Source organism: Shimia marina (assembly GCF_001458175.1).
GTDB classification, from domain to species: Bacteria; Pseudomonadota; Alphaproteobacteria; order Rhodobacterales; family Rhodobacteraceae; genus Shimia; species Shimia marina.
The window spans coordinates 26,838-42,630 of the sequence record NZ_CYPW01000018.1; the positions used below are offsets into that span (position 1 = coordinate 26,838).

A 15,793-nucleotide genomic window follows, 5' to 3' on the forward strand; every position below is an offset into this window, starting at 1 on the left:
CTTGGCAATGCGGCCAGCCATTCGTCAGCACCCATCGCCCAACTTTGGCGCGCGGCGTGATGGGCTTCGTCCTGAGCTGGTCGTGATCCACTACACTGCAATGGAAACCGCGCAGGCGGCGATTGACTGGCTGTGCAATCCAGAAGCTGAGGTCTCTGCGCACTATGTGATTTGTGAACAGGGTCAGATCACGCAGTTGGTTGCCGAAGACATGCGGGCCTGGCACGCAGGCATGGGGGAGTGGCAAGGACGGGATGATGTGAATTCCCGTTCCATTGGAATTGAATTGGCCAATCGGGGTAATCATCCATTTCCCGCGCAACAAATGACAGCTTTAGAGATGTTGTTGCGTGGCATTATGGCGCGTTGGGGCATTGGACCTGCTGGCGTCATTGGGCATTCCGACCTGGCACCGGGCCGCAAGATTGACCCAGGCTTGCGATTTGATTGGCACCGCCTGGAAATCCAAGGGCTTGCGGAGAGGCGTGGAGACGATCATGGGCCACCAGATGCTTCGATGTCGCAATTCCGAGAGATTGCGAAGTCTCGCGGATATACAGCGAGCGTTGATGATGAGACACTGCTGGCTGCCGTGCGTCTGCGATATCGGCCTTGGGCGCGTGGGCCGTTGATCGCAGAGGATTTCACGCCGATTGGGCATGCGGCTTTGTGGACTTAGTATGGTGCATACCGGTTGACGGGGCCTTCGCAACACCATACTCCAAATTTCGCACAGAGGGCTGGATGGCCGCAGGAGTGTAAGCTCGTGAGGAAAGTCCGGACTCCACAAGGCAACGGTGCCGGGTAACGCCCGGCCGGGGAAACCCGAGGGAAAGCGCCACAGAGAACAGACTACCCTGATCCGTCAGGGAAAAGGTGAAACGGTGGGGTAAGAGCCCACCGCGCGGCTGGCAACAGCAGCGGCACGGCAAGCCCCACCGGGAGCAATGCCAAATAGGGATCGCGCGTGGCCTTGGCCGCAGGGGTGTCTTGCCCCGAGCAGGTCCGGGTTGGCAGCTTGAGGCGTCTGGTAACAGGCGCCCTAGATGAATGGTCATCGGCGCAGGGGCAACCCTGCGTCACAGAATCCGGCTTACAGGCCCTCTGTGCGTATATCTCTTTGTTTTTTATAGAACTTGCTGTTTATGTGGGTCAGTCATGTGCGGGAGGTAGATCATGAGTATTGTCGAAGAAATCGCGCTCCGTCAGAGCATCCGATTTGGCTTGCTTCTCGTGGGCATTGTGGCGGCCGCGATCTATGCTTTCTTTTTCTGCCATCGCCCTCCCAGCATTTGGAAGACGGTTGTAAAGGCTGTGCCAATGCCCGCTTTTGCAGCGGCGGTTGCGGTCAGCTTTGGGTCTGTCGCCGTGGTGATTGCCTTGGTGCTGTCAGCCATAGGGGATATTGCCCTGTCACGTGAGGGAGAGAAGGCCTTCCTGACCGGGCTGGTTTCCTTTGCTTTGGCGCACGTCGTCTATATTTTCATATTCTGGGAGCTGAGCGGAGGATTTACAGGCGCAACTTCGCTGTTGGTCGCACTGGGTCTTGTGGCTTTGTCTACGGAAATTTGGTTAAGGCCGTTTACGGGCGCGTTGCGCTGGCCGGTGCGGATCTACGTTGGGCTTATCTGCACCATGGGCGCTGCTGCGCTTGGTCTTTCAACCGCGTCCTTTGCTCTCTTGGGGGCTTTTGCCTTTATGGCGTCAGATACATTGTTGGCGTTTCAGCGTTTTCGCATGCAGCCAGACTCGCAGTTTCAGAGGCCAGTTTCTATGGCGCTTTGGGTCTTGTACGCAGGAGGCCAATTTTTGATTGTCTCCGGCGTGGCTTGGAGCACGCCACTCTTTTAAATCCTGCGAAATAGGACTAACTGAGAGCTATTAGTTTCGGAGACCCAGATGGCGTTTTTCTCAAAGCTCAAAGACAAGTTGTTCAAATCTTCTTCCAAACTGGAAGAAGGGCTGGACGCCATTGTGGAAGATGGTGGCGAAGTTGATGAAAGCTCCGCCTCCGATGTGATGTCTGCCTCCGGTGCAGCTGTTGCAGTTGCGACCATGGATGAGCCACAGGACGCGGTTGCCAAAGCCGGGCTGCTCTCACGTCTGACCGGGCAAGGCGGCGCTGTGGTGAAGCGCGAGTTGGATGACGACATGCTGGAGCAGCTCGAAGAGTTGTTGATCGCTTCTGACATGGGGGTTGATACAGCTTTGCGGGTGACAGCGAATATCGCGGAAGGGCGCCTTGGCAAGCGTGTGTCTAGCGATGAAATCAAGGCCCTGCTTGCTGGTGAAGTGGCACGGATCATGGAGACTGTCGCGCGCCCGATGCCGCTTTATGCGTCAAAGCCTCAGGTGGTGTTGATTGTCGGCGTGAATGGGGCTGGCAAAACCACGACTATTGGCAAGTTGGCGAGCCAGTTTCGGGCTGCGGGCAAGTCTGTTGTGATCGCGGCGGGCGATACCTTTCGGGCCGCCGCGGTTGAGCAGTTGCAGGTCTGGGGCGAGCGCGCCGGCGTGCCCGTTTTGACTGCACCTGAAGGATCTGACCCTGCAAGCCTTGCCTTTGATGCCATGTCCAAGGCCGAAGCGGATGGGGCGGATCTCCTGATGATTGACACCGCTGGGCGTTTGCAAAACCGACAGGACCTGATGGAGGAGCTTGCCAAAATCGTGCGGGTGATCCGCAAGAAGGATCCCGATGCGCCGCACAACACTTTGTTGGTGCTGGACGCCACAACTGGGCAAAATGCGATCAATCAGGTGGAAACCTTCCAAAAGCTGGCTGATGTCAGTGGACTGGTGATGACCAAGCTGGATGGCACTGCCAAGGGCGGTATTCTTGTGTCGCTGGCGGATAAATTTGGCTTGCCGATTCACGCCATCGGTGTGGGTGAACAGATTGATGATCTGCAACCTTTTGATCCCGAGGAATTTGCCGCGGCCCTCATTGGTCTGGAGCAGAGCTGATCTTCCTCTTGATGCAAATATCCTCCGGGGGTCTGGGGGTGGAAAACCCCCAGTCACGGGCGGCGCAGGGATATAGAGTATGAGTGCCTGGCTGGTGTCTCTGGAAGGCACGGATGCTGGCCAGCAGCTTGCCCTGATACTTGCACTTTTGGCAGCATTTTTACATGCGGTCTTCGGCGCCATCCAGAAAGGACGACATGACCCCTGGTTGACGCGTGGCGCCATTGACTTCAGCTACGCGGCCATGGCCGCCCCCTTTGCGCTTTTTGTGGTGCCGTGGCCAGAGCCCCACATGTGGCTGATCTTTGCCGGGGCCTTTGTCATTCACGTGGGGTACAAGCTCTTGCAAAGCTGGGCTTATACCAAAGGTGCATTCACGGTTGTTTATCCAGTGGTCCGGGGCACCGGACCATTTTTCACGGTCATTGGGGCCTATGTGATCTTTGGCGAGACCTTCAGCGCCGTGCAATGGCTTGGTGTGGCTGTTCTGATGGCGGGTATTCTCGGGCTTGCGATCTACAATATGATTTTCATGACGGAAGGTCGTGACACCTTGATCTCCGCCATGGTGATCGCGGTTTTTACCGGATTGTTTGTGGCGCTTTACACCACCTATGACGCTTACGGCATTCGAGCGACGGCTGATCCTTTCACGTTTCTGGCGTGGTTCTTCTTCATCGATGGTTTGGTGTTTCCGGTGATTGCCATATTGCGCTGGCGGTCTATGGTGCATGCGCCCGCATTGGGCCCTCTGATGATGCGAGGTTTTCTCGGCGGACTTGTGGCCTTTGCCAGTTTTGGCTCTGTCATGCTGGCCACACGGCTTGATAACGTTGGTGAAGCGGCGGTGCTGCGTGAAACCTCGCCGGTCTTTGCGGCCTTGATTGGGTGGATCTTTCTGAAAGAGACAGTGGGGCCGCGTCGGATTGCTTTGATGGCATTGATTGCGCTGGGGGCTGTGATAGTGGAACTGGGCAGATAACAGGAGCGCGCGATGTCTGAGAAAAAGATCAATCCCATGCTGAAGATGGGCCTTGAGATGGGGCCGATTGTGGCATTTTTCGTGGCTTACCTGCGGATGCGGGACCAGAGCTTTGAGATTGCAGGAAACAGCTATGATGGGTTCATCATTGCCACCGCCGGGTTCATTCCCCTGTTAGTGATAACGACAGCGATCCTCTGGAAGTTGACGGGCAAGATCAGCAAAATGCAGATTGCCACTCTGGTTCTTGTGGTGGTGTTCGGCGGTCTGTCGGTTTGGCTTAATGATGAGCGTTTCTTCAAGATGAAGCCGACGATGATCTACCTCTTGTTTGGCGGTGCGCTGGGCCTGGGGCTGTTGCGTGGGCAGAGCTATCTCAAGTTTGTTATGGAAGAGATGATGCCTCTGAAAGAAGAGGGCTGGATGTTGCTGACCAAGCGGCTCACCTATTTCTTTCTGGCGCTTGCGGCGCTCAATGAAATTATCTGGCGCACTCAGAGCACAGACACTTGGGTGTATTTCAAGACCTTTGGGCTGACCGCAGCAGTGTTTGCCTTCTTCATGACGCAGGGCAAGATCTTTCAGGACTACGCCATTGAAGAAGAGGACGCATGAGCCCGTTGCTCTAAGCGTCGTTTGGGCCAAATAGGTCGCTCTGCACCCAGGTGTCGGAGCGATCCCCCCGCAAATCGGCAAAGAGCGCGCGGCCGCGACGCAGAGCTGGACGCGCCCAGCATTGCTTGAGCCAACGCGCCATATGCGGTTTGTCCTCAAGGGTTTGCTCCTGTCCCTCCCAAAGAGAAGCCCAGCCCCAAATGGCCATGTCTGCAATCGAATAAAAATCACCGGCCACATATTCATTGTCCGCCAGCCGGCGATCCAGCACGCCGTAGAGACGCGCAGTTTCTTTCCTGTATCGGTCTTTGGCATAGGCGATGTCTTCGGGGGCATACTTCAGGAAGTGATGTGTCTGACCCGCCATCGGGCCCAGCCCACCCATCTGCCACATGAGCCACTCTTCAACGGCAACTCTGTCACGTGCAGTCTTGCCCATGAAGCTGCCCGTTTTTCGTGCCAGATAGCTCAAGATCGCCCCGCTTTCGAAAACAGAGAGTGGTGTGCCATCCGGGCCATCCGGATCGACGATGGCAGGCATGCGGTTGTTGGGCGCAATCTTCAGAAACTCGGGCGCGAATTGATCCCCGTTGCCAATGTTGATGAGGTGCGTGGTATAGGGCAGGCCCATTTCTTCCAAAGCAATAGAGACTTTCCAACCATTCGGTGTTGGCCAGTAATAAAGGTCAATGGGGGATTGTGACATGCGTGCTCCTGTTGCCTTCTGGCTGCCATGATGCCGAAATCGCGTTTTCTGGCAAGAGGGGCAGGCCTTCTTGCTTTCGCCTGGTTTGGTCGTGGTAGGGCAAATTTGTGGGCATTTGTGCAAAGGGCTCTAAGCTTAGGTTAAAGCGTGACGGCCTGGCCGACGCATGACCATTTTCTGAAGCCTTTTTGCTCAATTCATCAGGTCAATGGTACATTTTGGGTAAAACTCGCGTGACAGCGGACCATCATGCTTGACCTTTATGGCCTTGCGGCCTACGCCGCGACAGTGGCGATTTGTTACCGGATTGCGGGCCACGTTAAACAAGCCGCTAAAGAGGTCAGGATGAAGGAGCCCCTTCCGCTTGGCCGGAACGGGGCTTTTTATTTGGGCCATCTCGGGATGGTTCAGGAGAGATGAAGATATGAGCGATTGGAACAAGCGCACGAAGCTGGTGCATGGCGGCACGCGGCGCAGTCAATACAATGAGGTCAGTGAAGCGATCTATCTCACGCAGGGATTTGTGTATGACAGCGCGGAACAAGCTGAAGCACGCTTCATTGAGACGGGCCCGGATGAGTTCATCTATGCCCGCTATGGCAACCCGACCGTGGCCATGTTTGAAGAGCGTATTGCAGCGCTTGAGGGGGCAGAGGATGCCTTTGCCACCGCAAGCGGTATGGCTGCCGTTAGTGGCGCGCTGACATCCATGTTGCAGGCCGGGGATCATGTGGTTTCCGCCAAAGCGTTGTTTGGCTCCTGCCTTTATATTCTGGAGAACATCCTCAGCCGCTACGGCGTTGAGGTGACCTTTGTGGATGGTACTGATCTGGCGGCCTGGAAAGCGGCGATGCGGCCGAACACCAAGGCGGTGTTCTTTGAGAGCATGTCCAACCCGACGTTGGAAGTCATCAATGTCGCGGCGGTTGCGCAAATTGCGCATGAGGTTGGCGCCATTGTTGTCGTCGACAATGTGTTTTCGACACCGGTGTTCAGCGAGGCCATCGCGCAGGGCGCGGATGTGGTGATTTATTCTGCAACCAAACACATTGACGGTCAGGGACGCGCGCTTGGTGGCGTCATCCTTGGGACGAAAGACTTCATTCGCGGGACTGTAGAGCCCTATATGAAGCATACCGGCGGCAGCATGAGCCCCTTTAATGCCTGGGTGATGCTGAAGGGATTGGAAACCATTGATTTGCGCGTGCGGGCTCAGGCCGAGAGCGCTTTGGCGATTGCCCAAGCGCTTGAAGGGCATGCTGCCTTGCAGCGGACCATTTATCCGGGGTTGGCCTCTCATGCGCAGTCCGCACTTGTGCAAAAGCAGCTGGGTGGCAAAGGTGGTACGGTGCTGTCTATTGATCTGAAAGGCGGGCAGAGCGCGGCGTTCAAATTCTTGAATGCTCTGGAAATTGCTGTGATTTCCAACAATCTGGGCGATGCAAAATCCATTGCAACCCACCCAGCAACCACCACGCATCAACGCTTGCCTGACGATCAGAAGAAAGATCTGGGCATTACGCCCGGGCTTGTGCGCTTTTCTGTTGGTCTGGAAGACACACAGGATCTTATCGACGATATCACACGTGCTCTGGCAACTGCTGAGTCGTGAGATGCTTTTCACCGCGGCCTCGTTTCCCTGACGCGTCGCCGCGGTGACCTAAAGTTGGTCATCTGATGAACCAATAGGTCGTTTTCCGCGTATAGTTTATCGAAATTAGCAATTTGACGTCGGACCGATTAAGTTAGGCTGGCGACAGGACGCAAGGGCGCATGGCTTATGAACATTCAGACTTCTGCCTCAAACGGTAATGTTACGCGCGATGACGCTGAAGAGGCGCTTGCGCAGCTGCGTGCCTGGGCTAAAACGGCGTCGGTCACTGAGATTGCAGAGCTTGATCCTGCGATTTCACGCCTGCTGCCGGATCAGCCGTTGGCCAATTATCCGTCTTTGTCGCGGGACTATCCGACTGATTTTGAGGCGACACCGGAGTACCGGGCGACGCTGCCTGATCTACAGAATGGCCCTTCAAGCCTGATCAAAGGTGAGAAGCAACAGATTCAGCATGTGGGTATTTCCAATTTCCGCCTGCCAATCCGGTTTCACACGCGTGACAATGGCGACATCACGCTTGAAACCAGCGTCACCGGCACGGTGAGCCTTGAGGCCGACAAAAAGGGCATCAACATGTCCCGGATCATGCGCTCTTTCTACAAACATGCCGAAAAGACTTTCAGTTTCAGTGTTATGGAAGCCGCGCTGGCGGATTACATCACGGATCTCGAAAGCTTTGATGCACGCCTGCAGATGCGCTTTTCCTACCCAATGAAAATCCAGTCATTGCGCTCTGGGTTGGAAGGTTATCAGTATTACGACATCGCGCTTGAAAAAGTTCAGCAGGGCGGTGTGATGCATAAAATCATGCATCTGGACTATGTGTATTCCTCAACCTGCCCATGCTCTTTGGAGTTGAGCGAACATGCGCGGATGGCCCGCGGACAGTTGGCAACGCCACATTCGCAGCGCTCTGTGGCGCGCATTTCTGTTCAGGTGGTCGATCGTCCGAAGCTGTGGTTTGAAGATCTGATTGATCTGGCTCGGGCTGCGGTGCCTACGGAAACGCAGGTTATGGTCAAGCGCGAGGATGAACAGGCCTTTGCTGAACTCAATGCGGCAAACCCGATCTTTGTAGAAGACGCGGCGCGCTTGTTCTGTGAACAGTTGAAAGCAGATGATCGGATTGGGGATTTCCGTGTGATCGCGAGCCATCAGGAAAGCCTGCACAGCCATGATGCGGTCTCGGTTCTGACAGATGGGACGCTTTTTGCATCCGACAGCCTTGATCCAAAGCTGTTTACGACGCTTTTCCACGTTGGGTGAGACGCGGCGTTCACTGTTGTGTCACCTGTAGGCAGTCGAGGGGCTCGGCGTGTTCGGTTAGTCGCTTGACACTTGCTGCGGCACGCGCCAACGCTGCACCATGTTTGATTTCAGACCCGTCGGATATGTGATCGGCCTGCTTGTGGCTATGTTGGGAGCAACGATGGTGTTCCCGATGTTTGTGGATATCGTTGATGGAAACGGCCACTGGGGGGCGTTCTTTATCAGCGCAGTTATCACCAGCCTAACGGGTGGGCTCGTTGCACTGTCTTGTCACAACCGTCGTGGCGAAGGGCTGTCGCTACAACAAACCTTCCTTTTGACAACGTCTGTCTGGCTCGCCTTGCCGGTTTTCGGAGCTTTGCCGTTTGTTTTGGGCGCAACAGAAGCGCGCGCCGTTGATGCGGTGTTTGAGGCGATGAGCGGTTTGACGACGACGGGAAGCACGGTTTTTTCTGGGTTGGATGACATGCCGCGCGGCATGCTGTTGTGGCGCGGATTGCTTCAGTGGCTTGGGGGAATTGGTATCATTGTTGTGGCGATGGTTTTTCTGCCGGAACTGCGCGTTGGGGGGATGCAAATCTTCCGCTCTGAGGGGTTTGACACTTTCGGTAAAATTCTCCCGCGGGCCACGGAAATCAGTAGCCGTATTTCGGTGATCTATGTGTCACTTACTGTGGCCTGCGCCTTGGCCTATGTCATCACGGGGATGGCTGCGTTTGATGCTGTGGTGCATGCAATGACCACGATCGCGACAGGCGGGTTCGCCAACTATGATGCCTCTTTTGGGGCGTTTTCGGTTGGCACAGAGTATGTGGCTGTCATCTTTATGATGTTGGCCGCATTGCCCTTTGTCCGTTTCGTACAGTTGACCGCAGGTACGGCGCGGCCCTTGTTGCAGGATTCCCAAATTCGCGTTTTTCTCATGACGATTGCCGTTATCGTGATCATGCTGACGTTCTGGCAAGTCCTCAGCAGGGGGCTTGGGAGTGAGGCTGGATTTCGGAAGGTGCTGTTTAACACAACATCGATTGTCACCGGGACTGGCTATGCCAGTGCTGATTACATGCAGTGGGGTGGCTTTCCTGTGTCTGTGCTGTTTTTTGCAGGATTGATTGGCGGATGCGCTGGCTCTACGGCCTGCTCGATTAAAATCTTTCGCTATCAGCTGCTCTTTGCTGCCATCAAATCGCAAATTCGCAAGCTTCAGCATCCTAGCGGCGTTTTTGCCCCCACCTACCAAGGGCGCAAAATCGACGACGATGTGCTGAGTTCGGTGATGAGCTTTTTTGTGTTCTTCACGGTTACGCTTGGCGCGCTTTCGGTGTTGTTGGGTCTGACAGGGCTTGATTTCACAACGGCTTTGTCCGGTGCAGCAGCTGCGTTGGCGAATATTGGCCCGGGTTTGGGGGATATTATTGGGCCCGCAGGGAATTTTTCGACGCTCAATGACAGTGCCAAATGGATATTGGTGATCGGCATGTTGATTGGGCGCCTTGAGCTTTTGGCGGTTTATGTCCTGTTTACAGTGCAATTCTGGAGGGCTTGATAGCAACGGATCAAGATGCGCTTAGGCAAGATGTGTCATGTCGCGTTTGATCGTATGCCTGTCGGAGCTGTCGAGTTTACGACTAAATAAGCGCGCACTCATGTGCTCCAAGTTTGGGTCTTTAAGGGCGTTTGTTTTGACGTCACCACAAAGAAAAAGGGCGCTGCCAATTGGCAGCGCCCCTTGGTGTTTCGGAGCTGCTGACAGCCCTACCAGCAGCTTACCAGAACGGTCATGTTGCCAGCTTGTGTGGTCAGATCCTCAGGAGCAATCGCATCGCTTGTGCTGGCTTGCGCGGCTTGGATGCCTTCTTGCGCCAATAGTGCGCGGAGCGCATCTGCGTTCACTGCAAAGTTTACTTCTGTTGGGAGTTGCTGAGTGGACTGTGCATCGCGTGGCAGCAACATGCCAAAGACTGCACCGCCAGCATCAAAGACGGGTCCCCCCCAATCACCGGGCTCAACACGCATCGCCAGACGTGCAAGTTCCTGTTCGCCGCGTAGGCCTTTGACATCAGAAAGGGTGCCAAAGGTCACTGTGGGCGCCCCCAAAGCACCTTCAAACGAGTATCCGGCAACGGCGACATCGGATTGAAGACGTGGCGCACCGGAGCGAAGGGCGGCAGTGGCCATGGGGGCCAGAGAGGTTTTGGGAGAAAGAATGGCAACGCCAAGCGCCTCGTCGATGACAGCGACTGTCGCCTCATATTCGCCTTCGATGGTGACTTGTGTGCAGGCGCGGACGGCTTCTGCTGAGGTGACCACGTGGCCTTTGGTGTCGATGAAGAAGCCAGACCGTGCCCGCTGTGGTTTGCGCACTTGAAGGCCGGATATCAGGTCGATGTCCTGAGTTGCTTCGGCCCCGGCAGCTGGATCAAGTGTGCCGCCAACCGAGGTAAAGCTTGCCTGCATTTCACGCAGCACACGGGTACGGCGTTCCTCATCACCGGCAGGCCAGATCAGCGTGAAGCCTTTGATTTGGTCATTTTTGAGTGTGACTTCCGTATGGCTGATGATGCGGCGATCTTCCCCTGTGAGCACAAAGCTGTTTTTCTTGCGTTCGCGGGGACCTGTCAGTGGCACGATTTCCAGTGTCTGCATGATGTCATAAAGACCAAAGAGCGTGTTTTGATCGCCAGCTTGGCTGATGAGCATCACTTGGGCAGGCACATCCCCGTTCGCCTCATAGCGCACAAAGGGATATTCGGTCGCCGATTTTGCAACCACGCCCAAAGGCACAACCATCTCGATGCCGGCCTGCGTGTCGGTGACGCGCTGAAGGTCCAGCCCTTCCAGCACCGCATAATATTGCCCGCGCAATGTGGCGCGTTGCAACGTGGTCAGCACACCGGTTGGATCAAATCCATTATCTGCTTGCCAGGCGGACATGGAACCGCGGGTGCCGCGACCAAAAGCGCCGTCGATGGAGGCATTGTAGTAGCCAGCCCATTTCAGCCACTCTTGCAGCTGCATTTTCTCGGAACGCGTAAGGCGCGCTTCGCTGGCGCGTGCTTCGCGTACTGTCTCATCGGGTTGGGAAATGGGTGGCGTGAGCGTGGCCGGTTGCTCCGGTGTCTCGACGATGACCACTTCTGTGTCGTCTGGCGCAGTTTCAAGGGGTTGTGATGCTGTCGCTTCGGACGGGGAGGTGCCATTCAGGGCTGCCTCCGGATTTGCAAGCTGGTTGGCACCCACTGGCCAAAACTGACTGCGATACTCACGCGCCGTGGCGAGGTAGCTATCAATTGGTACCAAACCTTCAGAGCGATAGACGCGCAGCACGTTTTCAGCATCCTCACGGCGATAGGGGCCCAGTGCAACAGCATACCATCCGCCGCCCAAAGAGAATCCGTTTACGTCAGACATGCGCTGCGCGTAGTTGCGAATGTTCTCGGTGGCTTCTGTAAGGCTTGGCCTTGCCTCAAGCTGCACCCAAACAATATCGTCTCTGGTGGATTGTGCCGAAGCGAGCGTGGCGCTCAGAAGGATAGTGGCAAAAAGCGACAGAAGTGTGCGCAACATATTGATTGTTGTCCCTGAAACTCGTGACGGGTTAATTTATTGGCTCTGTTTATCAGGTTCGCGCTATCTTGCACGTCTATTTTGCGGCTGCCTGCAATTGACCCCGTGCGGCGTTGCGCTTAAGCAAGACCCGCGTTTCCAGAGGGCAATGAGCATGGCACACAGCGATAGTAAACCGCGTAGCTTCCAAGAGATCATTTTGCGGCTTCAGACTTATTGGGCTGAAAAAGGCTGCGCCATCATGCAGCCTTATGACATGGAAGTTGGGGCCGGCACATTCCACCCCGCCACCACGTTGCGTTCGTTGGGTAGCAAATCCTGGGCGGCGGCTTATGTGCAGCCATCCCGCCGACCGACCGATGGGCGCTATGGCGAAAACCCCAATCGCTTGCAGCACTATTACCAATATCAGGTTTTGATCAAGCCGAGCCCGCCAAATCTGCAAGAGCTCTATCTGGGCAGCCTTCAGGCCATCGGCATCGATATGGAGATGCATGACATCCGTTTTGTCGAGGATGATTGGGAAAGCCCAACACTTGGTGCCTGGGGGCTGGGCTGGGAAGTCTGGTGTGATGGGATGGAAGTGAGCCAATTCACCTATTTTCAACAAGTGGGCGGACATGACTGCCACCCGGTATCTGGTGAGTTGACCTATGGTCTGGAGCGCCTCGCGATGTATGTGCTTGGCGTGGATCACGTGATGGACATGCCCTTCAATGATCCTGATGCATCTATCTCACTCAAATATGGCGATGTGTTCAAGCAAACGGAGCAGGAATACAGCCGCTGGAATTTTGATATTGCCAACACTGACGTGCTGCTCAAGCAGTTCGAAGAGGCTGAAGCAGAATGCGCAAAGATTTTGGCGCAGGAGCATGTGGATCCAAAGACTGGCAAGCGGATTATCATGGCGCATCCTGCCTATGATCAGTGCATCAAGGCTTCACATTTATTCAACCTGCTCGATGCGCGTGGCGTGATTTCGGTCACCGAGCGCCAAGCATATATCGGGCGTGTGCGCGCGCTGGCGAAGCAATGTGCCGATGCATTTGTGTTGACCGAAGCCGGAGGCTTTGCCGCGTGAGAGTGCAAGAGACATCTTTGATGGCCGCCCGCCGTGTCGCTGAGCCTAAAAGGCGTGCGAGGTTAGCGCAAAAGCTTATCAAGCGTTTGTCGGGAACCTCATTGGTGACGTTGGCCAATCTTGTCACGCGGATTGCAGGTTACAATTTATCGTTTAGCTATGATGTGAACTCAAAAAGTTATGTTTGCCGAGAAGCAGAACTCTCGCATCGATTTGCACATCCTAAACGTCTTTTTACTGTTTTTAACGGGCTTTTAGCGCGTGGGGAGTATCTGCGCGATGTATATCTTTTAGATCTAGTTGATCTTAAAGATAACGACTGGGTTGTAGAAGTCGGTGCCAATAGTGGTGACGTTTCTTTGGCATTTGGGACCTTGGGTACAAAAGTCAACCTCATCGCATTTGAACCGGCCCCTATTGAATTTGCCGTTATGAGTGCGAACGTAACCAACTCTCCATTTTTGCTAGAAACTCGGGTGCATCAATTGGCGCTTTGGAATTCTAGTGATAACGATCTCACATTTTATGTGAAAACGGCCAAAGCAGATAACTCACTTATAGAAATTCCGAACCCTGACCAAATCATTAAAGTGAAAGCTGCGCGTTTGGATGAGGTGCTGGAGCCTCGAAACTATAAGTTACTTAAGCTTGAGGCTGAAGGCGCAGAGCCGGAAATATTGGAGGGCGCGTCCGGCATCATTCGAAATTTCGAGTATATTACTGTTGATGTTGGGTTCGAGCGCGGAATGCGTGCAGAATCGACGATCTTGAGCGTGGTCACCACTTTGACATCCAATGGGTTCGAATTGATTGGTTTCAATGGAACGAGATTTGTTGTTTTGTTCAAGCGCCGTGATTGATTTGGGACCAGCGAGCCAAAAGAAACTGGCCTCAGAACCAATTTATTCGCATGCGCCAGGCGGCTGCTGAACCTACAGATCATGTCAATCTTTGCGGGCCCGCGATTGCCTTCACGCTATAAACGACAGATGTATGCAAAATGCTCAAGGGCGCAATCTTGTGTTTTGCGAGGCCTCCACGTCCATGCGTAGGCTGAGAAAGAGCTGTAGGTTTACAAGGCGGGCTCATAGCTGCAAAACAGCGCCAACCATTGCGCTCGTGGCGCTATCGATGTTCTCAGTCTCAAGTGAGAACATCGGCTTATGCGATGGATAAGTAGTGTTATGAACGCGAGATTTACTCAACTGTAGTCTTGCGCGAAATGAAAGGGTTGACACGTGACCGGGAAATTCTTGGGAGGGCTTATTGTGCTCACTGCTTTGGTTGGCGGAGCCGCCATGTACTGGTTGCAGGTGTATGGCTACTATGAGCCTGTGCCTGCTTCTAGCAATAACGACGACGTCAAATTGACACTTCTCGTTGATGAAGAGTCTGAGTCTATTCTCTATCAAAACTTCCGTGCCATCGACAGTGAGAGCAGCCCGATCCGGTATCGGGCCTGCTTTGAGACTTCTATGAGCGCAGCGCTTTTGACCGAAACCTATGTCATGTTGGAGAAGGCAGAGCCGCGCAATGCGCCAGGTTGGTTTGACTGCTTTGATGCCAAAGAAATTGGCGCAGCCCTCGAAGCCGAGGAAGCCATTGCGTTTTTAGGGCAAAAAGACGTGCATTATGGCATTGATCGTATTGTAGTGATCCTGCCTGATGGCCGAGGCTTTGCATGGAATGAGATCAATGAGTGCGGTGAGATTGCCTTTGATGGAAAGCATCTTCCAGAGCATTGTCCGCCGCGTCCTATAGAGTGATTGGAAATGTCGCAGATCCTTGTCGTTCCTGAAATGTTGACCGCGACTTTGGGATTTGCGGTCTATCTGCTTGGTGCTCAGCTGACTCGTAAAGTGGCTGTGTTGCGGGAGTTCAACATTCCAGAGCCAGTTACGGGCGGGTTGCTGGCCGCAGCGGCCTTCGGAGTTTATTCCGTCGTTTTTGGGGCGCAGTTCCAATTTGAAATGGGTGCCCGGGACTATTTTTTGGTCCTGTTTTTCGCGGGGATCGGGTTGAACGCGCGCTTGTCTGACTTGCTGTCTGGCGGGCGGCTGCTTGGTCTATTGCTCCTTCTCACGCTGGCCACAATCATTATTCAAAACATCGTTGGGGTTCTGAGCGCTGGTGTTTTCGGCTTGCCGATGAAAACAGGGGTGTTGTTAGGGTCAGCGTCGCTGATTGGCGGGCATGGTACCGCCATTGCCTGGGCGCCAAACGTTGCACAAGCTACGGAATTTGACAGTGCGACAGAGCTCGGCGTGGCGATGGCAACCCTTGGCCTCATTGCGGCATCTCTCGTAGGCGGGCCAATCGCGAAGTATCTGATCGCGCGCAATGCGCTTACTTCGGCACATGGCGATGGTGAAGACGTGGTCGGGGTCTCGTTTTCAGATGAGCATGAGGTGACGGAGATCAGCCATGTCACGCTGATGCGGGTGATGTTGACGCTGCATGTCGCTATTATTCTTGGGTATATATTGCACGGTCTCCTTTCGGAGCTTGGTCTGAAGTTACCGTTGTTTGTGCCCTGTCTGATTGTTGGCATTTTGCTCGGCAATTTGCGCAGTTTTCTGGTGCCTCACGCGCCTCCGGTGGCGCGCACACCAACGCTTGCTGTTGTCTCAGAATTTGCCCTTGGCGTGTTTTTGGCTGTCTCGCTGATGACATTGGATTTTTCCACCTTGAGCGGAACGGGCCTCGCCATCCTCGCAACTGTCGGAGCACAGACACTGGCGACGGTGGTTTTGGTGTTGTTCGTGCTGTTCTATGTCTTGGGACGCACCTATGACGCGGCGGTTTTGGCATCGGGGTTTGCTGGGTTTTCCCTTGGGGCAACCCCAACGGCCATCGCCAATATGACAGCGGTGACCAAGAGATATGGCCCGGCCCCGATCGCATTTGTCGTTTTGCCCTTGGTTTCGGCGTTTTTCGTAGATATTGCCAACGCGGTAGTTATTCAGACCATCGTGAACTTCTAAGGAT

General features: G+C 54.5%; 14 protein-coding genes, 1 other RNA gene and 1 riboswitch. Of the genes, 13 read left to right on the forward strand and 2 right to left on the reverse strand.

Features of this window, described 5'->3' with window-relative positions:
- The first annotated feature begins 7 nt into the window (after nt 1-7).
- The 6 genes from SHM7688_RS09705 to SHM7688_RS09725 all read left to right on the forward strand — a co-directional run bounded on the left by SHM7688_RS09705 (nt 8) and on the right by SHM7688_RS09725 (nt 4,564).
- Nucleotides 8-679 carry an N-acetylmuramoyl-L-alanine amidase gene (locus SHM7688_RS09705; RefSeq protein WP_058239747.1) on the forward strand — a complete coding sequence of 224 codons (672 nt, stop codon included), beginning with the start codon at nt 8-10 and terminating at the stop codon, nt 677-679.
- Nucleotides 680-732: 53 nt separating this feature from the next.
- Nucleotides 733-1,112, forward strand: an RNA gene (rnpB, locus tag SHM7688_RS10210) — RNase P RNA component class A.
- A 64-nt stretch (nt 1,113-1,176) separates the two neighbouring features.
- Nucleotides 1,177-1,851, forward strand: coding sequence for a lysoplasmalogenase (locus SHM7688_RS09710; RefSeq protein ID WP_058239748.1), 675 nt, complete (start codon nt 1,177-1,179; stop codon nt 1,849-1,851).
- A gap of 48 nt (nt 1,852-1,899) precedes the next feature.
- Entirely contained in the window at nt 1,900-2,967 is a 1,068-nt protein-coding gene (gene ftsY, locus SHM7688_RS09715) for a signal recognition particle-docking protein FtsY (protein ID WP_058239749.1), read from the forward strand.
- A 79-nt stretch (nt 2,968-3,046) separates the two neighbouring features.
- Complete coding sequence (locus SHM7688_RS09720) at nt 3,047-3,949, forward strand: DMT family transporter (RefSeq protein WP_058239750.1); 903 nt, start codon at nt 3,047-3,049, stop codon at nt 3,947-3,949.
- Between the two features lie 12 nt (nt 3,950-3,961).
- A complete protein-coding gene (locus SHM7688_RS09725; protein ID WP_058239751.1) occupies nt 3,962-4,564 on the forward strand; it encodes an inner membrane-spanning protein YciB in 603 nt (200 codons plus the stop codon).
- 10 nt (nt 4,565-4,574) lie between these two features.
- Here SHM7688_RS09725 and SHM7688_RS09730 read toward each other — a convergent pair whose 3' ends face one another.
- On the reverse strand, nt 4,575-5,270 hold the full coding sequence (locus tag SHM7688_RS09730) for a glutathione S-transferase N-terminal domain-containing protein (protein ID WP_058239752.1): 696 nt from the start codon (nt 5,268-5,270) through the stop codon (nt 4,575-4,577).
- Nucleotides 5,271-5,548: 278 nt separating this feature from the next.
- Nucleotides 5,549-5,626: riboswitch (SAM riboswitch) on the forward strand.
- Nucleotides 5,627-5,694: 68 nt separating this feature from the next.
- Between SHM7688_RS09730 and metZ the strand changes: the two genes are divergently transcribed.
- The 3 genes from metZ to SHM7688_RS09745 all read left to right on the forward strand — a co-directional run bounded on the left by metZ (nt 5,695) and on the right by SHM7688_RS09745 (nt 9,700).
- Nucleotides 5,695-6,882, forward strand: coding sequence for an O-succinylhomoserine sulfhydrylase (gene metZ / locus SHM7688_RS09735; RefSeq protein WP_058239753.1), 1,188 nt, complete (start codon nt 5,695-5,697; stop codon nt 6,880-6,882).
- A 168-nt stretch (nt 6,883-7,050) separates the two neighbouring features.
- On the forward strand, nt 7,051-8,151 hold the full coding sequence (folE2, locus tag SHM7688_RS09740; RefSeq protein ID WP_058239754.1) for a GTP cyclohydrolase FolE2: 1,101 nt from the start codon (nt 7,051-7,053) through the stop codon (nt 8,149-8,151).
- A gap of 100 nt (nt 8,152-8,251) precedes the next feature.
- Nucleotides 8,252-9,700, forward strand: coding sequence for a TrkH family potassium uptake protein (locus SHM7688_RS09745; protein ID WP_058239755.1), 1,449 nt, complete (start codon nt 8,252-8,254; stop codon nt 9,698-9,700).
- Nucleotides 9,701-9,909: 209 nt separating this feature from the next.
- Here SHM7688_RS09745 and SHM7688_RS09750 read toward each other — a convergent pair whose 3' ends face one another.
- Nucleotides 9,910-11,721: a serine protease gene (locus SHM7688_RS09750; protein ID WP_058239756.1), complete on the reverse strand. Its 1,812-nt coding sequence runs from the start codon at nt 11,719-11,721 to the stop codon at nt 9,910-9,912.
- Between the two features lie 154 nt (nt 11,722-11,875).
- On the opposite strand from SHM7688_RS09750, the gene SHM7688_RS09755 reads away from it, so the two are divergent.
- From SHM7688_RS09755 to gltS, 4 genes are all read left to right on the forward strand, one after another.
- Nucleotides 11,876-12,805, forward strand: coding sequence for a glycine--tRNA ligase subunit alpha (locus tag SHM7688_RS09755; RefSeq protein WP_058239843.1), 930 nt, complete (start codon nt 11,876-11,878; stop codon nt 12,803-12,805).
- Between the two features lie 20 nt (nt 12,806-12,825).
- The gene (locus SHM7688_RS09760; RefSeq protein WP_058239757.1) at nt 12,826-13,665 is read left to right on the forward strand and encodes an FkbM family methyltransferase; all 840 of its coding nucleotides are present in this window, start codon (nt 12,826-12,828) and stop codon (nt 13,663-13,665) included.
- Between the two features lie 378 nt (nt 13,666-14,043).
- The gene (locus SHM7688_RS09765) at nt 14,044-14,571 is read left to right on the forward strand and encodes a DUF6446 family protein (RefSeq protein ID WP_188128132.1); all 528 of its coding nucleotides are present in this window, start codon (nt 14,044-14,046) and stop codon (nt 14,569-14,571) included.
- A gap of 6 nt (nt 14,572-14,577) precedes the next feature.
- Nucleotides 14,578-15,789, forward strand: a complete 1,212-nt coding sequence (gene gltS, locus SHM7688_RS09770; RefSeq protein WP_058239758.1) for a sodium/glutamate symporter — start codon at nt 14,578-14,580, stop codon at nt 15,787-15,789.
- Nucleotides 15,790-15,793 lie beyond the last annotated feature (4 nt).

What these genes read in the sequence shown, in the direction of transcription:
- SHM7688_RS09745 (WP_058239755.1), top strand. Translation starts at nt 8,252, where the DNA reads ATGTTTGATTTCAGACCCGTCGGATATGTGATCGGCCTGCTTGTGGCT.
- SHM7688_RS09710 (WP_058239748.1), top strand. Translation starts at nt 1,177, where the DNA reads ATGAGTATTGTCGAAGAAATCGCGCTCCGTCAGAGCATCCGATTTGGC.
- SHM7688_RS09760 (WP_058239757.1), top strand. Translation starts at nt 12,826, where the DNA reads ATGGCCGCCCGCCGTGTCGCTGAGCCTAAAAGGCGTGCGAGGTTAGCG.
- SHM7688_RS09730 (WP_058239752.1), bottom strand. Translation starts at nt 5,270, where the DNA reads ATGTCACAATCCCCCATTGACCTTTATTACTGGCCAACACCGAATGGT.
- SHM7688_RS09705 (WP_058239747.1), top strand. Translation starts at nt 8, where the DNA reads ATGCGGCCAGCCATTCGTCAGCACCCATCGCCCAACTTTGGCGCGCGG.
- SHM7688_RS09725 (WP_058239751.1), top strand. Translation starts at nt 3,962, where the DNA reads ATGTCTGAGAAAAAGATCAATCCCATGCTGAAGATGGGCCTTGAGATG.
- SHM7688_RS09720 (WP_058239750.1), top strand. Translation starts at nt 3,047, where the DNA reads ATGAGTGCCTGGCTGGTGTCTCTGGAAGGCACGGATGCTGGCCAGCAG.
- metZ (WP_058239753.1), top strand. Translation starts at nt 5,695, where the DNA reads ATGAGCGATTGGAACAAGCGCACGAAGCTGGTGCATGGCGGCACGCGG.
- folE2 (WP_058239754.1), top strand. Translation starts at nt 7,051, where the DNA reads ATGAACATTCAGACTTCTGCCTCAAACGGTAATGTTACGCGCGATGAC.
- SHM7688_RS09755 (WP_058239843.1), top strand. Translation starts at nt 11,876, where the DNA reads ATGGCACACAGCGATAGTAAACCGCGTAGCTTCCAAGAGATCATTTTG.
- ftsY (WP_058239749.1), top strand. Translation starts at nt 1,900, where the DNA reads ATGGCGTTTTTCTCAAAGCTCAAAGACAAGTTGTTCAAATCTTCTTCC.
- SHM7688_RS09750 (WP_058239756.1), bottom strand. Translation starts at nt 11,721, where the DNA reads ATGTTGCGCACACTTCTGTCGCTTTTTGCCACTATCCTTCTGAGCGCC.
- gltS (WP_058239758.1), top strand. Translation starts at nt 14,578, where the DNA reads ATGTCGCAGATCCTTGTCGTTCCTGAAATGTTGACCGCGACTTTGGGA.